Source organism: Orientia tsutsugamushi str. Boryong (assembly GCF_000063545.1).
In the GTDB taxonomy this organism is placed as follows: domain Bacteria; phylum Pseudomonadota; class Alphaproteobacteria; order Rickettsiales; family Rickettsiaceae; genus Orientia; species Orientia tsutsugamushi_C.
On record NC_009488.1, the window covers coordinates 1 to 22453 of the forward strand.

Consider the following 22453-nt stretch of genomic DNA (forward strand, 5'->3'; position numbering starts at 1 on the left):
TAACTGATCTTAATAAATGTAATGAATACACTTCTGCAACAGCCAAATACTACTAAAGATGAGTTATACTTTCATGAGTTATGGAGTAGCGTCAAGCGAGATTTAAGGCATCATTATGGTGAAGCTGTATTTAAAAGTTGGTTTAGTAAAATGAATATGGTTGATTTTACGGATAGCTATATAAAGCTGTCTGCTCCCACTAATTTTACACGCGATTGGATAAAGGCTAACTATTTTGATTCTATTAGACAGCTATTAGCATATTATGATAGTTCTATTACAAGAGTTGATATTGTTACTTCTGCTATTGACCATCAAAATTCTGATTTGGCATTTTCTACTCAACAAAATACAGATAATAATAATCAGCAATATAGTACTAAAAGCAGCAATAATGTTATTTTTTCCTCAACGCTAGATCCAAGATTTACTTTTGATAATTTTGTAGTTGGTAGGCCAAATGAGTTAGCATATGCAGCAGCAACTACAGTAGCTGAATCGCCAACTGCTGTTGCAAAATCTAACCCTCTTTTTTTATATGGCGGAGTTGGTCTTGGAAAAACGCATCTAATGCATGCAATAGCATGGCATATTCAGAACAGTAGTTCTAAACGTAAAGTAATTTATATGTCAGCTGAAAAATTTATGTATCAGTTTGTTCAGTCTTTAAGAAATAAAGATGTTATGTCATTTAAAGAACAATTCAGGTCAGTAGATGTGCTTATGATTGATGATATTCAATTTATTTGTGGTAAAGATAGTACTCAAGAGGAGTTTTTTCACACATTTAACGCACTAATCGATAATAAGCGACAAATGGTGATTTCATGTGATCGATCTCCATCTGACCTGGACAATATTGAAGAAAGAATTAAATCTAGATTAGGATGGGGATTAGTGGCAGACGTCCATAGTACAACTTATGAGCTAAGATTAGGCATACTGCAGTCCAAAGTAGAACAGCTGGCTACAGCAGTTCCGCTAAAAGTATTAGAGTTTTTAGCTGCTAAAATTACTTCAAATGTACGCGAACTAGAAGGAGCTTTAAACAAAGTGATAGCCCATTCCACTCTAGTTGGATATGAAATTACTATTGAAAATACTCAAGAAATTTTAAGAGATTTGCTACGATCTAACCAGAAAACAATTACCATTGATAGCATTCAAAAAAAAGTAGCTGAGCGTTATAATATTAAGATATCTGATATGTCATCTAGTAGAAGATCAAGATCAGTAACTAGGCCACGTCAGCTTGCAATGTATCTTGCAAAACGGCTGACATCTAAGAGTTTAGTAGATATTGGAAAAGCATTTGGCAAAAAAGATCATACCACAGTCATGCATGCTATTAAAACAGTAGAAGATCTAAGTAAACAGGAGCAAGAATTTGAAGATGAAGTACGTCTATTAATGAGAATACTGCAAAATTAATATGAGTAATGAATAATTATGAATACTAAGTATCCAAAGGTTGATCATAATGATCTAGTAATATCTGACTTTAACATCAAGCTTGATACTAAAAATTTTTCCCGCGTTCTCAATTTTTGCATGCCTATACTGGAAAAAAAAAATGTAGATCAAATTTTAAGTAATGTTAAGCTTACTCATATCAATGATACTGTAGAAAAGCGTTTGGAAATAAGCGCTACTGATGGAGATATTTTTATTTACCAAAAGCTACCAATTAAAATTAGTAAAAATGATATTAGCATAACTCTTCCATTACAGGCATTAAATGAAATAGTGAAAAAAATTCCACATGATGAATTTACTATCTATTGTAACCAAGATAATAAAATGGTGCAAATTAAAGGAGGTGAATATCTTGAGTTTAATCTAGCAACATTGCCTATCAATCTTTTTCCAGTAATTGAAGAACTTACTGATGTAGATTTTATTATTCACGTCACTGCTATGCAGTTAGCGCAGATGATTGAATATACTAAATTTGCTATATCTACAGAAGAAACACGATATAATCTCAATGGTATTTATCTACATTCAAAAGACTATAAATCATTAATAGCAGTAGCAACTGACGGGCACCGGCTTGCAAGCGCTAAATGCAACATTGATACTTTTAAAACCAATATATCTAATAATGATGGCTTTGGTGTTATTTTGCCACGTAAAACTATAACAGAATTATATAAAATTTTTAAAGAACCATCAATAAATCAATATAACGTCATTATAAAAGTAAAAAGTAATAAAATACAATTTGATTGTCAAAATATTACTATTATTTCAAAATTAATAGATGGTAACTTTCCAGAATATGAGCTATTTATTCCTGCTAATAACACAAAAAAAATAATTCTTAACTCTAATGATCTTTCTGAATCAATTGATAGAGTTTCTACTATCGCAGTTGAAAAATCTAAAATAGTTATTTTAGATTTAGATCATCATGCTATTACAATTAGGGCTCACGGTAATGCTCAATGCAAGGCTAAAGAATTATTACTTCGACACCAGCATAATAACAAGAATGATCAACATCAATCTTCTAAACAGGAAGTAGAAAAATATGAATATATAGGTGATGATCAACTTACAATAGCATTTAATGCAAAATATTTACTAGATGTTTTAAGTGTATGTAATAATATTAAAATTCCGATTGAATTTAAAGACTCTATATCTCCAGCTTTGATTCAATTCGAAGAAAAAAACACTAGTGCCACTTTTATAATAATGCCAGTTAGTGTCCCTACTCAAGAGTTTGTTAGTACTCCTACTTAAGAGTAAGATATTTATAATATAGTGTTTTTGCTATGCTATATATTTGCGTTGTTTATTTGTTGGTTATTTATGGTTTATTTTTTAATAATGCTAATATTAGCATTAACTTGTTTTATGATTGCTATTACAATTCTGCTACATTTTTTATAGATAACAATTTATTAGTAATTAAAAAGTAATGTTACACTTAACATAATTATAAAAAAGCTTACTATAAAAATAAATAGTAATATACTTATTAATATTGAAATGTTTTTTTGGAAAAATAAAAAGAAAGTTGAACAGCAAAAGCAAAATAAGCCTGCTATAAAAAGTTGGTTTAATGATCATTATGAAACTGTTTTGGTACAGCGTAACATTGCTGTATTGTTATCATTTATATGTATAATATTAATTTTTATAGCAGTAGTTGCTGTGATGAAAATATCTTTAGCAAGAAATTTTGAACCATTTGTAATACAGATTGAAGAAAAAACTGGGGCAACCAGGGTTGTTAATCCAGTTGGAATTGAAGTATTAAATACTGAAAAAGCGTTAGCGCAATATTTTATTAAGTTATATATTTCTGCTAGGGAAACATATAATCCAGTAGATTTTGAGATTAAAGCTAGACAAACTATTAAATTATTGTCTAATAACAATGTTTATTGGTCATATTTGAATTTTATTAATCGAAAGGAAAATGATCCAAGGTTAATATATGGGCAACGTGAAACTACAACATTAAAGGTTAGATCATGGTCAGAGTTGCCTGACAGAAGGTTTATTGTTCGAATTGCAATACATGAATCTATAAGCGGAAAGGTATTTAATAAGATTGTTGTAGTACAGTATCAATATGTTCCTATGGAACTTTCTCCTGAAGAATTTGATATTAATCCAGTAGGTTTTCAAATTATAGGATATAGAATAGATGATGATTATAGTTAGAATATTTCTTATTTTAAATTTGTTATTTTCCTCAGTAGTATATAGTAGTTATTTTGAGGAAGAATTTCCTACTACAGCTGATGATAGAATTAAAACTTACATATATAATCCTAGCGAAGTTTATCTATTAGTATTGCATGCTGGATTTCAATCAAGTATTGAGTTTGCTAAAAATGAGGAGATTAGAAGTATTTTCTTTGGCGATAATTATGCTTGGGAAGTTACATATCCACTACCAAATAGAATATTTATTAAATCCCTTGAAAAGAATGTGCGAACCAATATGACTATTATTACAAATAAGAGAACATATGAGTTTGATATTGTATCTAAGGAGCTAGAAGTAGGGCGTGAACATGACTTAGTTTATTTAATTAGATTTTATTATCCACAAAAGAAAGCGTGCAATAAAGAAAAGTAATGCAAAATATTAATAACGATTCTAATCAAGATCCACAGGGCCAATATGATCATTCTGAGGATTCTAAAGTAGTTGGACCAGAAGTACATAATGAATTTTCAAAAGTTGCATCTAGTGCTAAAAGGAGTGTTTTATTAACGATAGTAATAGTAGTTATATCCATTGTAATACTATATTTCGTAATCTCTAGTATCTTTATTGACGAAAGTCATAAAGAGGAAAGTATAGCTGTTCCAGTACCAGTTGATGTTATCAAGCCAAATATTGAATTATCAGGAGATATTGTTATACCAGAATTACCTACGATACCTACTCTGATAACTCCAGAATTGCCAGAAATAAAAGTACCAGATCAAGCAAAATTAAATAACTTGAATAACGATAACTCTAGTAAAGATGAAGTGGTTCAGTCCAATAAACTGCCAAAAGAATCGAAGTTAATTAAGCCACCAGTTTTACCATTAACAGAACAAGGTGAGTATAATAACGCTAAACAAGATGCTAAAATACCTTCATTAGACTTATCTGCTCAAACTAAAGATAGAGCTGCTCGTTTACAGGAAAAAAGAACATCTACTAATATTGTGCTAATTAATAAATCTCCTCCTTCTCCAACAAGAGAAGAAATGGAGCAGATAAGAAATTTTACTGATGCAGGAGAACTAAGATATTTATTGGGAAGGGGAACAGTAATTGATGCAGTAATTATAAGTGCAGTAAACTCTGATTTTATTGGAGAGATAGTAGCTATGGTAAGTAAAGATGTTTACTCTCAAGAAGGAAAAACTGTCTTAATTCCAAGAGGCTCAAAAATTTTTGGTTATCCTAGTGTATTAGATAATGCCGCTTATGGCAGAATGATGATTACTTGGTCAGAAGTACAGATTGCAGGTAGTCAATATAAACTAAATTTATCTGCTCCAACTATTGATAGATTAGGCAAAATAGGAGTTACAGGGAAAGTTAATAATAAAAACTTAGCAAGAATTATGCATGCTGTTTTAGTATCAGCTGTTAATATAGGTGCAGCATTTACACTCGATAAAGTAGTAGCGTTACAGCAACAGATGGCTAATACAACTAGTGGCCTCACTGGTACGTTAATTAAAAATGCGATGAATATTAACAATGATTCTGTAAAGAGTGATAGTCAAAAGATAACAGAGATTTGCGGTATGAGTCGTAGTCTTATAACTGATAAATCATCATCTGTATATACTACTATCAATAAAAAATGCATGGAAATTGAGACATCAATAATAGCAAATGTAGACGATAAACAAAAGCTATCATCTTTAATAAATACAATTATTAATATCTCAAATTCTACTGCTAATAATAGCAATAGTAATACTCAGAAAGCAACTGATACTGCTTTAAACGATGTAGTTAATGCAATAAAAAAAATAATTCCAAGTCAAGAATTTAATAGAACTATTACTCTTAATCAAGGACAGAATATTAAAATATATGTTAACAAAGATTATTTGTTTCCAACAAAAGCAGTTAGTGGAGTAAAAGTACTCTAATGAAGAATAATATTGCACTTGAAACCTATTTAACTCCTTTTAAATTAATTTTTGATGAAGCAGGAGTAAATGAGGTGATGATTAACCGCCCTGGTGAGGTTTGGGTTGAAAAAAAGGGAAGCTATCGTCAAGAATTAATGAAAGATCTAGATTTTAGTCATTTAGCTGCTTTAGCTAGGTTAATAGCTCAGTCAACTGAACAAGTTATTTCTGAAGAAAAACCATTACTTTCAGCTACTCTACCTAATGGCTATAGAGTGCAGGTAGTTTTTCCGCCAGCTTGTGAAGTCGGATCAATAGGTATAGCTATTAGAAAAGTATCTTCTTTAAATATGACTTTAGAAGATTATAATAAAACAGGAGCATTTGATTACACGGCGATTGATGAAGTAATTGATGAAAATGATAAAATACTTAGTGAATACCTTATTAATAAACAATTCAAAAATTTTTTGCAGCATGCAATAAAGTCCAAAAAAAATATTATTATTAGTGGTGGTACCTCTAGTGGTAAAACAACTTTTACTAATTCAGCTTTATTAGAAGTTCCGCACACAGAAAGACTAATTACTGTTGAAGATGCTAGAGAAATTAGCATACCTAATCATCCAAATCGCTTACATTTATTAGCTTCAAAAGGAAATCAAGGACGAGCAAAAGTTACTACTCAAGATTTAATTGAAGCTTGTTTAAGGCTAAGGCCTGATAGAATAATAATTGGTGAGTTGCGAGGAGCGGAAGCATTTAGTTTTTTACGTGCTATTAATACAGGGCATCCAGGATCAATATCAACTTTACATGCAGATACTACTGCAATGGCTTTGGAGCAGTTAAAATTAATGGTAATGCAAGCTGGGCTAGGAATGCCGCCAGATGAAATCAAAAACTATATTAATGCAGTAATTGATATAGTAGTGCAATTGAAGCGTGGTGATCGTGGAATTAGATATATTTCTGAAATATATTTTAAAAAAATGAGAAAAAAATAATGAATGAGAATGCATTTTTAACTAAGATTAGAAATCTAGTTATAAAGATAATGGTTCATTGTATTGGAGTAATATTAGTAGTTTTCATTATTAAATTTTTTATACTCTTATTTACTGTTAAACATCAAAATTTAATAGATGTATTACTAACTTTTAATGTATCCATTGTATATCAATATCTAATCTGGATTATAAATTCTTGGAGTTTAATTGATTTTAGTAGTTATGATTACTTAAAACTTAAATTAGTATTTTCATTTATAGTTCCACCTGTTATAACTATAGTGTTATATATCAAAAATTTCGAGAAAATTAAGAGTTGGCAACCATATAAATTGAAAGAAAAAGTATACGGTGATGCACGTTGGGGAGATCAAGATGATATAAAAAGAGCTGGTCTTAGATCAAAGCATGGTACATTGTTAGGTGTGGATAAGGGAGGATACTATGTTGCAGATGGATTTCAACATGCTTTATTATTTGCTCCTACTGGTTCAGGTAAAGGGGTAGGTTTTGTAATTCCAAATTTATTGTTTTGGGAACATTCGGTAATAGTTCACGATATTAAGCTTGAAAATTATGAATTAACTAGTGGCTGGCGAGCTCAGCAAGGACAAAATGTTTATGTATGGGAGCCAGCTAATCCAGATGGTATTACTCATTGTTATAATCCAATAGATTGGGTTAGTAGTAAACCTGGGCAGATGGTTGATGATGTGCAGAAAATTGCTAACCTAATTATGCCAGAAAAAGACTTTTGGAATAATGAGGCTAGAAGTCTGTTTTTAGGAGTTGTATTATATTTAATTGCTGACAATACAAAAGCTAAAACATTTGGTGAAGTGGTCCGTACTATGCGCAGTAATGATGTAGTATATAATTTAGCAGTAGTATTGGATACTATGGGAGCAGTTATTCATCCAGTTGCTTATATGAATATTGCTGCTTTTCTTCAAAAAGCTGATAAAGAACGCTCTGGAGTAATATCAACTATGAATTCTGGGCTTGAATTATGGGCAAATCCATTAATTGATGCTGCAACTGCTTCATCAGATTTCAATATCTTAGAAATAAAAAGAAAAAAAACAACAATATATGTTGGCTTAACACCTGATAATATCAATAGATTGCAAAAATTAATGCAAGTATTTTATCAACAGTCTACTGAATTTTTAAGCAGAAAAATTCCTGATGTTAAGGAAGAACCTTATGGGGTAATGTTTCTATTGGATGAGTTTCCAACTTTAGGTAAAATGGAACAATTTAAAACCGGAATTGCTTATTTTCGAGGTTATAGAGTAAGGTTATTTTTGATTATTCAAGATACGCAACAGTTAAAAGGAACATATGAAGAAGCAGGAATGAATTCATTTTTATCTAATTCTACTTATAGAATTACCTTTGCTGCTAACAATTATGAGACTGCTAACTTGATATCACAGCTATGTGGTAATAAAACAGTAAAACAAGCATCTCATAGTCAACCTCGCTTTTTTGATCTTAATCCAGCTACTAGAACTATGAATATTTCTGAAGTACAAAGAGCATTATTATTACCACAAGAAGTTATTTTACTGCCACGAGATGAGCAAATTATTTTAATTGAATCGTTTCCACCAATACGATCTAAAAAGGTTAAATATTATGAGGACAAGTTTTTTACTACTAGATTACTACCACCTTCATTTGTTCCAACTCAAACACCTTATGTTCCTCCAGATTATAATGCTACAGCTGATGATAGTAATAACGTAGATAATAATCAAAAATAAGTAAAGTAATAAGAGAGTTTATCTAAGAACTATTTTATTTACTATAGTCATCTACAATGAGGTTTTGAGCATAGAAAAAAGTGATAATAGATTCTAAAATTTACTAAATTGAGTAATTTGATTTCTAATCTACATCTTCATATTAGCCCAAAAATTTTCTATCTGATTTAAGGATAAGGTAGAAGAAAAATAACTTTACAGCCAACAGATTCTATTAACTATTATACAAAAAGCATTAAAGAAATTAAATATTACATATAAAAAAACTATAAAACATTTGAAAGCAAAAAAAGTAGGATAATGGAAAGTATGAAAAGCCTAATGTAAAAGGCTTACAAGAGATAATATATAATTATAATTATGCAATATATTTAAATATGATTTCAATTAATAACTGTTTATTTATTGCTCATATTTCTATAAGTATGAGTTCATAATACTATACTTAATAACTTGAACATTGACCATTGTAACAATGTATATTAGACTTCTTTTGAAACTAGAGAATGGTGTTATAAATATGTGATTTGAAGTAATAATGAAATTCGATCAGATTAAAGAGTTAAAAGATGAAAAATTTCGTAGATTAACAGGAGTAAGGAAGGAAACATTTTCAAAGATGGTGGATATTTTGAGGAAAGCTGATGGTCTTAAGAAATCAAAAAGTTGGCGTAAAAATAAGCTTAATTTGAAGGAACAGTTGCTGATAGGCCTTTATCTTAGCTTGATTGGGATTTTCATAATTAGTCGTGATATATATTGGTTGACTACTAGGTTCAGGATCGGTACTACAACCATGAGGAATAAACGATGTAGAACTAAAAGACCATAAAGTATTATTTATAGCTTCTTCAGTTTTTTTTCATCTACTAATGTAATTGTGTTCAAAGAAGTCGAATAACATTTTTCCAATAACTTACAAAGAGTTTGATTAAATAGTTCAGTTAATGTACAGTAAAAATTTATGCTCTTAATCATTTAATTATTTTTTTAGGTTAGTAAAAAAATCAATAGAATACCTTAGAGAATACCGTACTTACTTCCATAAATGGGTAGAAAAAGACACCCTAGTTAATAAACATCCAAACTTTGCTCTTCTAGGTCGCGTAAAGCTCTAATGAAGAGCGATATGAATTTATGAAGTAGTCTTGATTGATGCTACTGAGACTCCTATAGAAAGACCTAAAAAAAACAAAAATTCTATTATTCAGGAAAGAAGAAATGGCATACACTAAAAACTCAAATAGTGGTAGACAAGAAAACGCATCAAGTAATATGTACAGATTTTTCTAACGGTAAAAAACATGACTTTAGATTATTTAAGAAATCCAAAATTCTTATTCATCCTAAGGTTAAAGCGATTACTGATACAGGATATCAAGGTATACAAAAAATTCACAATAATTCTGAATTACCAAAGAAAAAAAGCAAGAAAAATCCTTTAACTAAAAAGGATAAGAAGTAAAATAATGATATTTAGAAAAAAAATTTAGAAAACAGAATCTAAAAGCTATATCCAGATTTATCTGTTAGATAAGCTAGAAAAAAAGCAAGAAAATTTAAAGACACTAATGACGAAAAGAATATATCCAATGGAAGTAAGACGTCAACAATATAGCTAAGCTAATATAAAACAGTTATTTTATATTGAAAAAATAGTTTCAATATAAATCAAAAAGAATCAAAGATCACTGTGCTTAGATATGCTGTTCAAAAAGTATATAACATATAACTGTTTTATACTAGTTTAGCTATATTAGAGTATTTACTGCTTTATTCTCCTGATTTAAATCCTATTACACTTGAAATTTTCTTTAAAATATATACTATTAGTTGAATTACTTGAATTGTGTGGTACGATAAGATACAAGTTATAATGATAGCTTATTCGAAGGTTTATATATTCTCTTTTTTTCAGTAACTAAATTTAGAAAATTTAAATATATATGCAAAGATATATTGATTAATGAGGGCTTTAAATGCTTAAAGATAGAATTACAAAAAGTATATTAGCAACGAAGTTATTTAAAACATTAATAGCTTCTAATCAATCTAAATTTACAGAAGAAGATATTTTATTGTTAAGTGAAAATCTTATAAAAACCTTAAGCAGCATTTCTGAAAAAAATAGTATGGCAAGTATAGAAGAATACCAAAAATGTCTTTCTGATTTAGATGATCGAGACTTAAGCAAAGTATTGAAAGTATTACAGGATATTTTTGCAGGGGAGGAGCATAAAGAATTCAGAAAAATTATTGAGTTACCACTTTTAGATAGACTAACTACACAATTTAAAATAGAACGTATACAAGAATTAAATAATCAACAAACAGGAAATTTTAATAAAAACTTAAGCAATAACAATATTGAGGAGCTGCTGCGTGATAAAAACATTGCTAAACAAGGAGATTTTTCTCCTAAAAGCCCTAAACAAGCTGGGGTTTCTGCAGGATATATTGCTACTGAAAAGTCTAGTGGTAATACTTTTCTTCTAAAGCAGTTTTATAAAAGCAATGCTAGTGCCAAAAAAATCTCAAGAAGTATTTTATGTTGTATAAATTCACAGAAATTAAACCAAGCTCAAAGTGATATGATAGATGCTATGCAAGAATTACTAGCATCACAGATGTATCAATTATTATTATATGATCGAGCTCCTAAAGAAGCGTTAACAATACCAGATAAATTGAATTCAGATTCTCTTTATATACGATCTAAGTTTCTTAAGAACGCAGTAACACTTTCTGAGTTATCTGGTTTAAAAGATGTTACTTGGGTTGATCCAAGCGCTAGATGTCTAAAACAATTAGAAGGATTTGAAAAAGTAATTGCTGCTTGCCATGTATTAGGAGATATAGATTATCATGCTGCTAATTTAATAGTACTTGATGGTAAAACTGTGGCTAAAATAGATCATGGCAGATCATTTATGGAATTTTATAAAGATTTTGCAAATATGGTTAACTCAACATATAAAAGATTTAAAAGCAGAGGTAAAAATTATGCTTTAGCAATTCAATATGGTAATTTGTGCTTTGATATTGGCAAATATAATACTGCATTAAGACAAATGATAGATCAATTGAATGAAGAGCAGATAGAGATTATAATAGGGCAAAAAGCTGCTGAGCTAAGAAAGTTAGGATTTAATCCAAATGACTTAATTGTACAAGCGGGCTTTGGAAGTGATATAGTTAATAGTACTGTCATAAGTGACTACAAAGATCTTGAAAATTTTTATAAAGAAAATCTGAAAAAAAGCCTTCAAAATATGAAAGAAATAGCTAAAGCAACAAATATAGTAGCCAAGTTTAGCAGTGTATCTCAAAAGTTTAAAGAAGGAGGATGGTTAGAAGCTTTTGCTACTTCTAGAATACAAGATCCAGTGTTATATGCACATAATACTAATATTGCAATTGATCAAAAAAGTGCCTTAGAATGGGCTATTACTAATAATTATGAGATTAAACATTATGACAGTAATATATACTCTAATTGGCAACAAGAATGGCTAAAAAGTAATTATGATAAATTGCAAAAAATAAACCAGTGTATTTTGACGCAAGAAAAAAAAATAGTTGAATTTAATGCTGCAGATCGTATTATAGAAAGCGAAAATCATCAAAAAAGTTTAAATAATAAAATTGATTTTTTATCAAGTAGTAAGGAAGTATTACTAAAGTCTAAAGTCAAGCATCAGTTTGATATTAACCAAAAAAAAGAACCTGCAGTATTTAAGCTCAAACCTAAAACTTCACAAGGAAGGAGCATGGTTTGACTATATAGTCTAACTCATCAAATGTATCAATTTATAGATTATCTTGTCTATTAACGTCAGTTTAGGATAAGAAAAAGTATGAAAGGCATAATACAAAAAGTCTACAAGGGATAATGTACAATTATGATTATGTGAGATATTAAATATAGTTTCAATTAATAACCGTTTATTTATTGCTCATATTTCTACAAGTATTAGTTCATAATACTATACTTAATAACCTGAACATTGACTATATTGTAACACTTGTATATTATCTCTTTCTAACTGTTTCTTATTCTAAAATTGTGTTTGCAGATATGTGAGCAATAAATAAACTGTTATTAATTGAAACTATATTTAAAGATATTACATAATATCTCTTGTAGACCTTTTGTATTATGCCTTTCATACTTTTTCTTATCCTAAACTGACGTATTCAGAATAAAAACTCTATTAATGGCATTAGTAGTGGACTATTTGCCCTTGATTCAAAGCTTGGAGGATTTAAAAATTCTGACCTAATAATATTAGCTGGCAGGCCTTCAATGGGTAAAACTTCTTTAGGAGTTAACTTAGCTGTAAATGCTTGTAAATATTTTCTTACTCAAAAAAATACTAAAGATAATGTAGTACCATCAGTTGGATTCTTTTCTTTAGAAACGCCAATTTAGGATAAGAGAAAGCAGGGAATGCATAATACAAAAGGTATACAAGAGATAATGTGCAATTATAATTATGTGATATATTAAATATAGTTTTAATTAATAGCCATTTATTTATTGCTCGCATGTTTGCAAATGCAAATTTAGAATAAGAAACAGTTAGAAAGAGATAATATACAAGTGTTACAATAGTCAATGCTCAGGTTATTAAGTATAGTATTATGAAAGAATATTTGTAGAAATATGAGCAATGAATAAACGGTTATTAATTGAAACTACAGATAATATATAATTATACATTATCTCTTGTATGCCTCTTATTCTCTACCTTTCATATTTTTTCCTTCTATAAAAATCCCTAGTCCAATATAAGGAGATAGGTTAGAGTATATTTAGAATAAGGATTACAAGAATGGATTGACAGGAATATATGATAGATGTAATAGAAAAAAGAGAACTGTAAAAAAGATATTGTAGAGATAAATACCTCAAGAAACAATGAGAACTGAATATGATCACATAGTAGAGCTTTTCTAGATAATAGGTGATTTTTGCAAATATTTTAAAGAATTATGAGCCTATCGTAAATTATTACAATAATGATAATATTTTAATAAAGATTTTTATTTTATATTACCTGAGCCAACATTATAGAAAAGATTTTACAAAGCTAATAACGCTAGATTAGGATAAGAGAAAGTATGAAGAGCATAATGTAAAAGGTATGCAAGAGATAATGTGCAATTATGATTATGTGAGATATTAAATATAGTTTCAATTAATAACTGTTTATTTATTGCTCATATTTCTACGAGTATTAGTTCATAATACTATACTTAATAACCTGAACATTGACCATTGTAACACTTGTACATTATCTCTTGTAGAACCTTTTATATTATGCTTTTCATGCTTTTCCTTATCCTAATCTGGCATTAATAAGCTATAACGGATTTATAATGCCAGAATAGGATGATGAAAGAGAAGAAAAAGAATATGGAATAAGATTGGAGATGTATAAGTCTCTACAATGAGGTTTGAGCATAGAAAGAAGCGATAAAATAGTTAATATAGTCTGTGCGTCAAGAAAAGGTGAATTAATCTTACTGGTGAAAGTCCAGTTATGGAAGGAGAAGCTAGATCCACCATATAGCGAGTCTTGTGCTGCTGAAGGTAACGACAGTAGTAAAGCGTAGACAGTGAAACATTCGAGCCGAAACCAAATGGTGAACGTGATAGCCCTGAAAGTGAGATGTAGTGGAAGCCGATATGTTCTAGCACATAGTAGGCAAAAGAAGATTGGAGGTCAAACTAGTAAAAATCCAAAAATTTTCAACCACCGGGGTCGCAGGCGTCAGCGAGTTTGTAAAGATTAATGACACAACTTGAGAAGTCCTTATAACTCTTACGTAATTAAGTAAGTATTCAAAGTACAAGTGATGAAACATAAGGCTTTGGAGATGGTGTAAGGATGGCTGAGTTAGCCATAGTAGTGATGAAACCTAGTAATGTGGGTGGAGCAAAGGGTTAGCAGAAAAGTAAGAATGCAAGAGGGAAACAATGGCTGTACACAGCATAGACAGAAATACATGGTTAACGAAACTTGAGCGTATAAAGTTGCTATCATCGAAAAATCAAGACATAAAGTTTAATAATCTAAATCAAGACATAAAGTTTAATAATCTAAATCAAGACATAAAGTTTAATAATCTAAATCAAGACATAAAGTTTAATAATCTTGGACATATCATTGATTTAAAGATATTAGAAGAACAATATAAGGAACTCGATAGCAAGAAAGCGATAGGAATAGATGGTATAACCAAAGAGGATTATGGTAAGAAGTTGAAAGCAAATCTGCTCTCGCTTCTTACTAGAATTTGCAATGGGAAATATCAGGCTAAACCTGCACGAATAACAGAAATTCCAAAAGAAGATGGAGGCAAAAGACCTTTGATAATATCATGTTTTGAAGATAAGATAATCGAGTCTACAGTAAGCAAGATATTAAACTCTGTGTTTGAGCAAATATTCTTAAAGTATTCATATGGATTTCGACCTAAATTAAATGCACACGACGCTTTAAGGGAGTTAAATAGACTTACGTATAACTTCAATAAAGGGGCTATAGTAGAGATTGATATAACAAAGTGTTTCAATACAATCAAGCATTGTGAGTTGATGGAATTTCTAAGAAAGAGAATATCTGACAAGAAATTTCTAAGACTAGTTATGAAACTGATTGAAACACCAATCATAGAAAATGGTACTATAGTTACTAACAAAGAAGGTTGTCGTCAAGGATCAATAGTTTCACCAATCCTGGCAAATGTCTTTCTGCATTATGTTATAGATAGCTGGTTTGCAAAAATCAGCAAAGAAAACTTAATGGGACAAACAGGAATGGTGAGGTACTGCGACGATATGGTATTTGTCTTTGAAAGGGAAGCAGATGCGAAAAGGTTTTATGATGTTTTGCCTAAAAGGTTAAATAAGTATGGGCTAAATATCAATGAAGCTAAATCACAAATGATAAAATCTGGTAGAGACCATGCTGCAAATTTAGCCCAACAATGCAGGAAGATCGCAAGTTATAATTTTCTTGGATTTACTTGCTATTGGAGAAAATCAAGATTTGGCATAACATGGAGACTAAAATATACCTCAAGGAGAGATCGTTTTACTGAGAAACTGAAAGGACTGAGAAAATATTTGCGTAGTCAGCTAAACAAGCAAGATAAAACACAAACATTATCACAAGTCATTAGAGTTATTAGGTGAATGGATCAACTATCATGGTATATCTGATAATAAAAGACGAGTAAGTTCATTTATCAACCAAAGTAAACGGGCAATATATAACTGGTTTAATAGAATGGGAGGAAAACGTAAGATGAATTGGAAAAGACTAACCGAGATACTTAAAAGAGTAAATTTTCCTAAAATTGGAAAGATTGTCTCAATGTTCTAGACAACAAATAAGGCATAATGCTTATCTTATTTTTGAGAGCCGGATGCGGTAATTCTGCAACTCCGGTTCTGAGGAGGGGCCTAATTGAGCAATTGGTTAGGTCTACTCACATGGTTAAAGTTATTTTTCTGATCCTTATTCTCTAGATTAAAATTCGATAGAAAAGTTTTGGGCTAATATGAAAAAATTGATTAAAAATAAAATAACAGAAACTAGCAAATTATTCGAAACTATTTTCATGTTCTTCTTTCACCTAACTCGGTGTGTTTAACTATATCTATTATGCTAAATTTATATTAAAATAGATTAAATTATATTTGATATATTAAATCTTCAGTAATATATTAGCAATATATATTTTGTTACTTACAATGGGTTTGTAAGCAGAGAGATGGTAATAAGCAATAAATAATGCAATAATGCTATATCATTAAAAGGTGATGAATATGAAAAAGATATATCTATAGTATGGCTACGTCGTAACTTAAGGCTAGAAGATAATAAGTCTTTTGCAGAAGCATTAAAATCTTCAAAGAAAATCATACCTATTTTTATTTTTGATACTACTATTCTCCAAAGTTTTTCTAACCCTTTAGATCGTCGACTATCTTTTTTAGCAAATACTATTTACAACCTAAATAGCGAATTACAAGAATTAGAAGGTAACCTGTTGGTATTATATATGGTAATTCAGTGGAAATCATTCCTAAGCTTATAGAGAAATTGAATATTCAAACAATTTATGCTGATGATGAGTATGATCCAGAGAATATTATCCGTGATCAAAAAATAATAAGTCATTTAGAGTTTAACGGAAAATCTAAATTGGAACTATAGTTTGTGATCATTTATTGCTAAGGCCTGGTTCTATTGTAACACACAAAAAGCAGTATTATATGAAATATAGTCCATATAATACTGCTTTTAAACAATATTTAAGGAAAAATTATTCATGTATAGAAGGATCTAATTATAGATTAGATCCTAGATTAGTATCATTGGAGAGCATAGATTTATCTAGTTTAGATTTAAAAATTATTAACCTTAACCATGGTGCAAGTGAAATATTAAATCAAATTGGTTATACTTACCAAAATAACATTTGGCAGCCAATAAAGGCAAAAAATATCTTGAATAATTTTATTCAGAACAACATAACTAGTTATAGAACTAATAGTACTAACCAAAACCTTTTATATCTTAACAGCAGTAGTACTACTATTTCACCTTATTTAAGATTTGGATTAGTCTCAATAAGAGAATGTTTTTCTAAGGCTATAGCAGCTGATAGCAAGGCTTTAATCACAGATGAAGCTATAGGTAAAACTGAGAAAGAAAAAGGCTGGATCGATGGATTAATTCACAGAGAATTCTATGCAAGTTTTCTTTTTAGATTTCCAAATACTGTAAGTGAGGAATTTCAAGATAAATACCGTAATAATATACCTTGGGAGAAGGATTTAGAAATTTATTGTAAATTTACTGAAGGCAAAACTGGTTATCCAATAGACCTCTTTCGAAACTGGTTAAGGTAGTTCAAAATTATAAATGCCAGAGATCAAATTAAATCTAAGACCGAATCTTTTACGTCTATTTCGATATTTGTCAGCAATAATTTTGAACCGTTTTAGCATACCAATAACGTTTTCATTGACAACTCTTTCTCCTGCTAACCTACGATTATTCTTTTTATCATTTTTAGTTAAAGGATTTTTCTTGCTTTTTTTCTTTGGTAATGCAGAATTATTGTGAATTTTTTGTATACCTTGATATCCTATATCAGTAATCGCTTTAATCTTAGGATGGATAAGAATTTTGGATTCCTTAAATAATCTAAAGTCATGTTTTTTACCGTTAGAAAAATCTGTACATATTACTTGGTGTGTTTTCTTGTCTACCACTATTTGAGTCTTTAGTGTATGCCTTTTCTTCTTTCCTGAATAATAGAATTTTTGTTTTTTTTGGGTCTTTCTATTGGACTCTCAGTAGCATCAATCAAGACTACTTCATAATTCATATCGCTATTCATTAGAGCTTTACGACCTGGAAGAGCAAAGTTTGGGTGTTTAACTAAGGTGTCTTCTACCCATTTTACAGCTTTATATGCTGAACTTTCACTAATCCCATAGTTCTGACCTATATGAAAATAAGTACGGTATTCTCTAAGGTATTCTAAGGCCATCAATAACTGTTCCTCCAAATTGAGCTTATTTTTACGCCCTCCTTTTGATTTCTTAACACCATCAGCTTTCCTCAAAATATCCACCATCTTTGAGAATGTTCCCTTCCTTACTACTGTTAATCGACGAAATTTTTCATCCTTTAACTCTTTAATCTGATCTAATTTCATTATTACTTCAAATCAGATCTTTATAACACCATTTTACATCATTGTATAGTTTCGAAAGAAGTCTAATGATAGATGCATCAATTAAGCAATTATTAAGAGATGGTTGGATGCATAATCTTACACGTACTATTGTTGCAAATTTCTTCACTAAGTATTTACTTCTTGATTGGCGTTTGGGAGAGCATTTTTTTTCACAATATTTAATGGATTATGAACTTGCTTCAAATGTGGGTAGTTGGCAATAGGCTGCATCATGTGGTACCGATATGGAACATTTTGTCCGTATGTTTTGTCCTTTTGCTCAAGGAAGAAAATTTGATCACGAAGCAAAGTATATAAAAAAATACTTGCCTAACCTTGAACATGTTTCTGCTAAGGTTATTCATGACGTGCATTTTTCAAAAAAATATCCTAATTACCTAACTCCAATAATAGATTATCAATTATCAAAAGATAAATCTAGTAACTTTTTTAAACAGATAAAAAAGTTAAAGAACCAGCATCAAACTTTACTTAGCAAGTAAATCACAATTATATAAAGTTATTATTCTATTTTTTTAGAAAATCTTGAACATCTAAAGCTGCCATACAGCCGCTAGATGCTGCAGTTACTGCTTGTCTATATTTATTATCTTGAACATCACCAGCAGCAAATATTCCTTCTATACTAGTTTGAGTAGAGTTAGGTTTTGTAATAATGTACCCATAAGAATCCATATCAAGTTGATTGGTAAATAGTGACGTATTAGGTGCATGTCCGATAGCTATAAATACACCATCAACTTCTAAAGTACTAATAGTATTATTCTTAGAGTTTTTAATTCTTACTCCAGTTACAGTTTTAGCACCATTATCATTGCCTAATATTTCTTCAATTGTGCTATTCCAAATGATAGTAATTTTGCCTTCTTGTTTTTTCTTAAATAGTCTTTTTTGTAATATTGCTTCAGCTTTTAGACCATTTTTTTCATCACCTCTATATATTAGAGTAACTTGACTAGTAAGATTAGTCAAATGTAATGCTTCTTCAACTGCAGTATTGCCACCTCCTACAACAACTACTCTTTTGTTACGAAAAAAAAAGCCATCACAGGTTGCGCAGCTAGATACGCCATATCCTCTAAATGTAGTTTCTGATGGTATATTTAGCCATTTTGCTTGAGCGCCAGTGCATATCACTACACTGTTAGCATAATATAATGCTTTGTTGCCTGTAGCCTCAAATGGATAAGTTTTAAAGTTAACTGCTTTAATATGATCATCTATAACTTCTGCTTCAAATTTTTTAACTTGATTATGCATTTGATCCATTATCCATGGTCCAGAAACAGTATTTTTAAATCCAGGGTAGTTCTCTACCTCAAGAGTTGTCATTAACTGTCCTCCAGGTTGATTGCCATGTAGTAATACTGGATTAGAATGAGATCTAGCTAAATAGAGGGCTGCAGTGCTTCCTGCTACTCCTGAACCCATAATTAAAACATTAACTTTGCGTGACATTACCATGTTATTAATTCTTTTATAAATTTTATATGCACTATTTTTTATTAGCAAATATTAAAATACCATAATTCTTATGATATTAAGCTATACTATTCAAAAAATAAAAAGGAAAAGTTATATGTAAAATTTATATCATAGTTGTAGAGTTAGAGCAATCATTAATGGTATATAAAATAATGCAAAAATACATGATAATAACACTGTTGCTGCTGATCTTTCAGGATGAAATTTGATAATTGATGAAATTACTATAATATTAGCAGCCATTGGAGCTAAAGATAGAAGTTTTAATGCATTATAGTGTGAAGTAGTGTATATAGCGAATGTAATTTTGTCTAAGATAATGAAGATGTTAATAGCTAGAGGGTAAAAAATAAACTTTGATATAAAAGCTGCTAATGTAAATCTTGAGTCTACTGTAAATTTTACTAAGTTTGATACACTTAACCCTATTATTATCATACCTAATACTGAGTAGACTTTTATCATATCTGCAATAAAGCTATCTAAAAACTTAGGCAAGGTTAAACCAGCTAAACTGAATATACATCCAAGAATAAATGCATTCAGATTTGGAAATTTTAATACTTGAATTATGCTTTCTCGAGTATTTTTTAAGCTTTTTACACAAATATAGAAACCTATTGATGACTCGTAGATGCTTACCCCAATAGTAGCCATCATATATAAACTTAATGTGTATTCATCAAATAGATTAGCAGCTATTGGTAACATAAAGTAACCAGTATTAGCTGTTCCTGCAGCCATTGCTAAAATATTCTGAGTAGCATCCTGCCAGTACCTTTTAAAAACTAAGCGTGAGAGATAACATAATGCACTTGCAATAACAAAAGTTACTATAGCAATACTTATCTCATGTAAATCTAACTTTGTATGTGCTGGTATTGAAAAAAATACAATAGGCGCAATGAAGTAGAATAATAATCCAGCTATGCTATCACGATCTACTTTTGACCATTTGCCAGCTAGAAATCCAATAATTACATTAAGTAGAATAGCAATAATTTTAAAGAATACAAAATTAAAAATAGCCATTTAACTACTAGGTTTAAATTAAGTTCTAAATATATAAAATTTTAGTTTATATATTTAATCATTTACATGGACTATACTGCAATAAAACTAAATAATTATGTGATATCAATCAGTAAAATAATTTACATATACTTGCTTCTGTGCACTACTAATTTTAGTTTTTCCATACGATATATTACTCATATTCATTTGACCAGTTAGGATCTGAAGCATTTTCAGGAGTCTGAATTTCACGCTCATTGTATCCTGTATAGTCTACAGAATATAATTTTACTTTAGTAGAAGTTGATTTAGTAGCTTTGTAAGCCCGTGAAAAAATGATAGTTTTACCATCTGGAGCCCATGATGGCCCTTCTACTAAGTATTTTGTAGCAATTATTCTTTTATTACTACCATCTAATTTTATTACCCCTATGCTAAATTCTCCTGCTTCAATTTTAGTAAATGCTATGTAATTATTTGTTGGTGACCAGGCTGGCGTTGTATATGCTCCAGGTTGAGAAGTTAAGCGTTTGATATTACCACCTTGATCATTCATAATATATATTTGTGTTGATCCACTACGATCTGATACGAAAGCAATTTTGCTGCCATCAGGAGAATAGCTAGGTGAAGTATTTATTGATTGCCCCTTAGTTAATTGCTTTATTTTTCCAGTAAGTAAATTAATTTCATATATATGGGTAACATTTTTGGTTGATGAATTAGATACTAAGATTTTATTACCATCAGGAGAAAATCTAGGCGAAAACGTGATACCATTAAAACTAGCTAATATTTTATTATTTCCAGAATTAAGATCATGTATACGTACTGTTGGTATTTTATTGTGATAAGATACATAAAGTATTTGATTATTCTTAGGTGAAAAAACAGGAGTAATAACGTGATTTTTACCATTAGTTATATAGTTATGATTAGCTCCATCTTGATCCATTATAGCTATTCTCCTAATTTTTCTGTTAGAAGAATTGCTTTCAGAGACATATACTATTTTTGTATTAAAATTTCCCTTGCTTCCAGTAACATGTTTATATATTTGATCCGCTATTTTATGAGCTGTACTTCTCCATAGTTGCGAAGGGAATGTGAAAGATTTTCTAGTAATTTCTTTAGCTGAGAAAACATCCCATATAACAAAAGTAACTTTGAAATCTGTAGAATCTATTTTTGTTATTTCTCCATTAATTAGAATGTTAGCATTAATTTGACTCCAAGCAGTAAATAATGGTATATGAGCAACGCCTTGTTCAGTTTCTATAAATAAATCACTGGATATAGGAGCAAAAATTTTAGATATATTAAGATCATTACTAATAATCGATACAATATTTTGAGATAAGTCATGCTCTTCATTTGACTTGGCAGAAAAAAAATTAATTGCTATTGGAATTTGTGTACAGTTACCTTTAGTAATTTTAATTGAAGATAATGTAGTAGTATTAGCCAAAATAGATAAAGTGTTAAATAAGATAATAATAATTGTTAATATAATTTTTAGGACTTTAGTCATAGAGACGGATAAATTATTGATCATTCTACTATACTAAATTTATACAATTTTACAATAAGCTTAATAATTTTACATAGCCATAATATACTCAAAAGTAACCTTGTAAATACAAGATTTTAGCCTAAGAATACTACGGTATGTTTTTTGAATTATTCAAGAAAAGCTAGTTACTTATCTCTTTGAATGGTATTATGCTGATGATTTTTTGTATACTAGCTTCCTTTTAGGTGCTTGCTATAACTTTTGTC

17 protein-coding genes and 3 pseudogenes are annotated in these 22453 nt (G+C 29.8%); 15 read left to right on the top strand and 5 right to left on the bottom strand.

Going from position 1 to position 22453, the window contains the following annotated elements:
- Positions 1–21: 21 nt before the first annotated feature.
- The 7 genes from dnaA to OTBS_RS00035 all read left to right on the top strand — a co-directional run bounded on the left by dnaA (position 22) and on the right by OTBS_RS00035 (position 8389).
- On the top strand, positions 22–1431 hold the full coding sequence (dnaA, locus tag OTBS_RS00005; RefSeq protein ID WP_011944228.1) for a chromosomal replication initiator protein DnaA: 1410 nt from the start codon (positions 22–24) through the stop codon (positions 1429–1431).
- A gap of 18 nt (positions 1432–1449) precedes the next feature.
- The gene (dnaN, locus tag OTBS_RS00010; protein ID WP_011944229.1) at positions 1450–2748 is read left to right on the top strand and encodes a DNA polymerase III subunit beta; all 1299 of its coding nucleotides are present in this window, start codon (positions 1450–1452) and stop codon (positions 2746–2748) included.
- A gap of 249 nt (positions 2749–2997) precedes the next feature.
- Positions 2998–3678, top strand: a complete 681-nt coding sequence (locus OTBS_RS00015) for a virB8 family protein (RefSeq protein ID WP_011944230.1) — start codon at positions 2998–3000, stop codon at positions 3676–3678.
- Positions 3665–4099 carry a TrbG/VirB9 family P-type conjugative transfer protein gene (locus tag OTBS_RS00020; protein ID WP_041621391.1) on the top strand — a complete coding sequence of 145 codons (435 nt, stop codon included), beginning with the start codon at positions 3665–3667 and terminating at the stop codon, positions 4097–4099. The genes OTBS_RS00015 and OTBS_RS00020 overlap by 14 nt, the downstream gene beginning before the upstream one ends.
- Positions 4099–5628 carry a TrbI/VirB10 family protein gene (locus tag OTBS_RS00025; RefSeq protein WP_011944232.1) on the top strand — a complete coding sequence of 510 codons (1530 nt, stop codon included), beginning with the start codon at positions 4099–4101 and terminating at the stop codon, positions 5626–5628. The genes OTBS_RS00020 and OTBS_RS00025 overlap by 1 nt, the downstream gene beginning before the upstream one ends.
- The gene (gene virB11, locus OTBS_RS00030; RefSeq protein ID WP_011944233.1) at positions 5628–6617 is read left to right on the top strand and encodes a P-type DNA transfer ATPase VirB11; all 990 of its coding nucleotides are present in this window, start codon (positions 5628–5630) and stop codon (positions 6615–6617) included. Before OTBS_RS00025 ends, virB11 begins: the two co-directional genes overlap by 1 nt.
- The gene (locus OTBS_RS00035) at positions 6617–8389 is read left to right on the top strand and encodes a type IV secretory system conjugative DNA transfer family protein (protein WP_011944234.1); all 1773 of its coding nucleotides are present in this window, start codon (positions 6617–6619) and stop codon (positions 8387–8389) included. The genes virB11 and OTBS_RS00035 overlap by 1 nt, the downstream gene beginning before the upstream one ends.
- A 658-nt stretch (positions 8390–9047) precedes the next feature.
- Here OTBS_RS00035 and OTBS_RS15595 read toward each other — a convergent pair.
- Positions 9048–9233 (bottom strand): DNA polymerase III subunit chi, encoded by a 186-nt coding sequence (locus OTBS_RS15595; RefSeq protein WP_332370171.1) that lies wholly within the window; start codon positions 9231–9233, stop codon positions 9048–9050.
- Positions 9234–9396: 163 nt separating this feature from the next.
- On the opposite strand from OTBS_RS15595, the pseudogene OTBS_RS10770 reads away from it, so the two are divergent.
- From OTBS_RS10770 to OTBS_RS10045, 7 genes and pseudogenes are all read left to right on the top strand, one after another.
- Positions 9397–9851: pseudogene (locus OTBS_RS10770) on the top strand (transposase); the annotation flags it as partial.
- A 517-nt stretch (positions 9852–10368) separates the two neighbouring features.
- Entirely contained in the window at positions 10369–12168 is a 1800-nt protein-coding gene (locus OTBS_RS00050) for a hypothetical protein (protein WP_011944235.1), read from the top strand.
- Positions 12169–12584: 416 nt separating this feature from the next.
- Positions 12585–12809, top strand: a pseudogene (locus OTBS_RS10775) (DnaB-like helicase C-terminal domain-containing protein); the annotation flags it as partial.
- 1040 nt (positions 12810–13849) lie between these two features.
- Positions 13850–14008: a hypothetical protein gene (locus tag OTBS_RS13555; protein WP_157866273.1), complete on the top strand. Its 159-nt coding sequence runs from the start codon at positions 13850–13852 to the stop codon at positions 14006–14008.
- A gap of 364 nt (positions 14009–14372) precedes the next feature.
- Positions 14373–15593 carry a reverse transcriptase domain-containing protein gene (locus OTBS_RS00055; RefSeq protein ID WP_080571770.1) on the top strand — a complete coding sequence of 407 codons (1221 nt, stop codon included), beginning with the start codon at positions 14373–14375 and terminating at the stop codon, positions 15591–15593.
- Positions 15594–16246: 653 nt separating this feature from the next.
- On the top strand, positions 16247–16501 hold the full coding sequence (locus tag OTBS_RS10790; protein ID WP_232489022.1) for a deoxyribodipyrimidine photo-lyase: 255 nt from the start codon (positions 16247–16249) through the stop codon (positions 16499–16501).
- Between the two features lie 178 nt (positions 16502–16679).
- Entirely contained in the window at positions 16680–17318 is a 639-nt protein-coding gene (locus OTBS_RS10045) for an FAD-binding domain-containing protein (protein WP_050897476.1), read from the top strand.
- Here the strand turns inward: OTBS_RS10045 and OTBS_RS10795 are convergent.
- A protein-coding gene (locus tag OTBS_RS10795) for an IS5-like element ISOt6 family transposase (protein ID WP_157866275.1) occupies positions 17310–18133 on the bottom strand; the annotation gives its coding sequence in 2 pieces (ribosomal slippage) (positions 17310–17746 and positions 17746–18133; 825 coding nt in all). The genes OTBS_RS10045 and OTBS_RS10795 overlap by 9 nt on opposite strands.
- Before the next feature lie 65 nt (positions 18134–18198).
- On the opposite strand from OTBS_RS10795, the pseudogene OTBS_RS13560 reads away from it, so the two are divergent.
- A pseudogene (locus OTBS_RS13560) lies at positions 18199–18657 on the top strand (FAD-binding domain-containing protein).
- A 25-nt stretch (positions 18658–18682) separates the two neighbouring features.
- Here the strand turns inward: OTBS_RS13560 and trxB are convergent.
- The 3 genes from trxB to tolB all read right to left on the bottom strand — a co-directional run bounded on the left by trxB (position 18683) and on the right by tolB (position 22229).
- Entirely contained in the window at positions 18683–19633 is a 951-nt protein-coding gene (gene trxB, locus OTBS_RS00085; protein ID WP_011944237.1) for a thioredoxin-disulfide reductase, read from the bottom strand.
- A 135-nt stretch (positions 19634–19768) separates the two neighbouring features.
- Entirely contained in the window at positions 19769–20692 is a 924-nt protein-coding gene (locus OTBS_RS00090) for an AEC family transporter (RefSeq protein ID WP_011944238.1), read from the bottom strand.
- A gap of 175 nt (positions 20693–20867) precedes the next feature.
- Complete coding sequence (gene tolB / locus OTBS_RS00095; RefSeq protein WP_011944239.1) at positions 20868–22229, bottom strand: Tol-Pal system beta propeller repeat protein TolB; 1362 nt, start codon at positions 22227–22229, stop codon at positions 20868–20870.
- Positions 22230–22453 lie beyond the last annotated feature (224 nt).

Bases quoted from the DNA above. Each gene is read 5' to 3' on its own strand.
- dnaA (WP_011944228.1), top strand. From the start codon at position 22: ATGAATACACTTCTGCAACAGCCAAATACTACTAAAGATGAGTTATAC.
- dnaN (WP_011944229.1), top strand. From the start codon at position 1,450: ATGAATACTAAGTATCCAAAGGTTGATCATAATGATCTAGTAATATCT.
- OTBS_RS00015 (WP_011944230.1), top strand. From the start codon at position 2,998: ATGTTTTTTTGGAAAAATAAAAAGAAAGTTGAACAGCAAAAGCAAAAT.
- OTBS_RS00020 (WP_041621391.1), top strand. From the start codon at position 3,665: ATGATTATAGTTAGAATATTTCTTATTTTAAATTTGTTATTTTCCTCA.
- OTBS_RS00025 (WP_011944232.1), top strand. From the start codon at position 4,099: ATGCAAAATATTAATAACGATTCTAATCAAGATCCACAGGGCCAATAT.
- virB11 (WP_011944233.1), top strand. From the start codon at position 5,628: ATGAAGAATAATATTGCACTTGAAACCTATTTAACTCCTTTTAAATTA.
- OTBS_RS00035 (WP_011944234.1), top strand. From the start codon at position 6,617: ATGAATGAGAATGCATTTTTAACTAAGATTAGAAATCTAGTTATAAAG.
- OTBS_RS00050 (WP_011944235.1), top strand. From the start codon at position 10,369: ATGCTTAAAGATAGAATTACAAAAAGTATATTAGCAACGAAGTTATTT.
- OTBS_RS00055 (WP_080571770.1), top strand. From the start codon at position 14,373: ATGGCTGTACACAGCATAGACAGAAATACATGGTTAACGAAACTTGAG.
- OTBS_RS10045 (WP_050897476.1), top strand. From the start codon at position 16,680: ATGAAATATAGTCCATATAATACTGCTTTTAAACAATATTTAAGGAAA.
- trxB (WP_011944237.1), bottom strand. From the start codon at position 19,633: ATGTCACGCAAAGTTAATGTTTTAATTATGGGTTCAGGAGTAGCAGGA.
- OTBS_RS00090 (WP_011944238.1), bottom strand. From the start codon at position 20,692: ATGGCTATTTTTAATTTTGTATTCTTTAAAATTATTGCTATTCTACTT.
- tolB (WP_011944239.1), bottom strand. From the start codon at position 22,229: ATGATCAATAATTTATCCGTCTCTATGACTAAAGTCCTAAAAATTATA.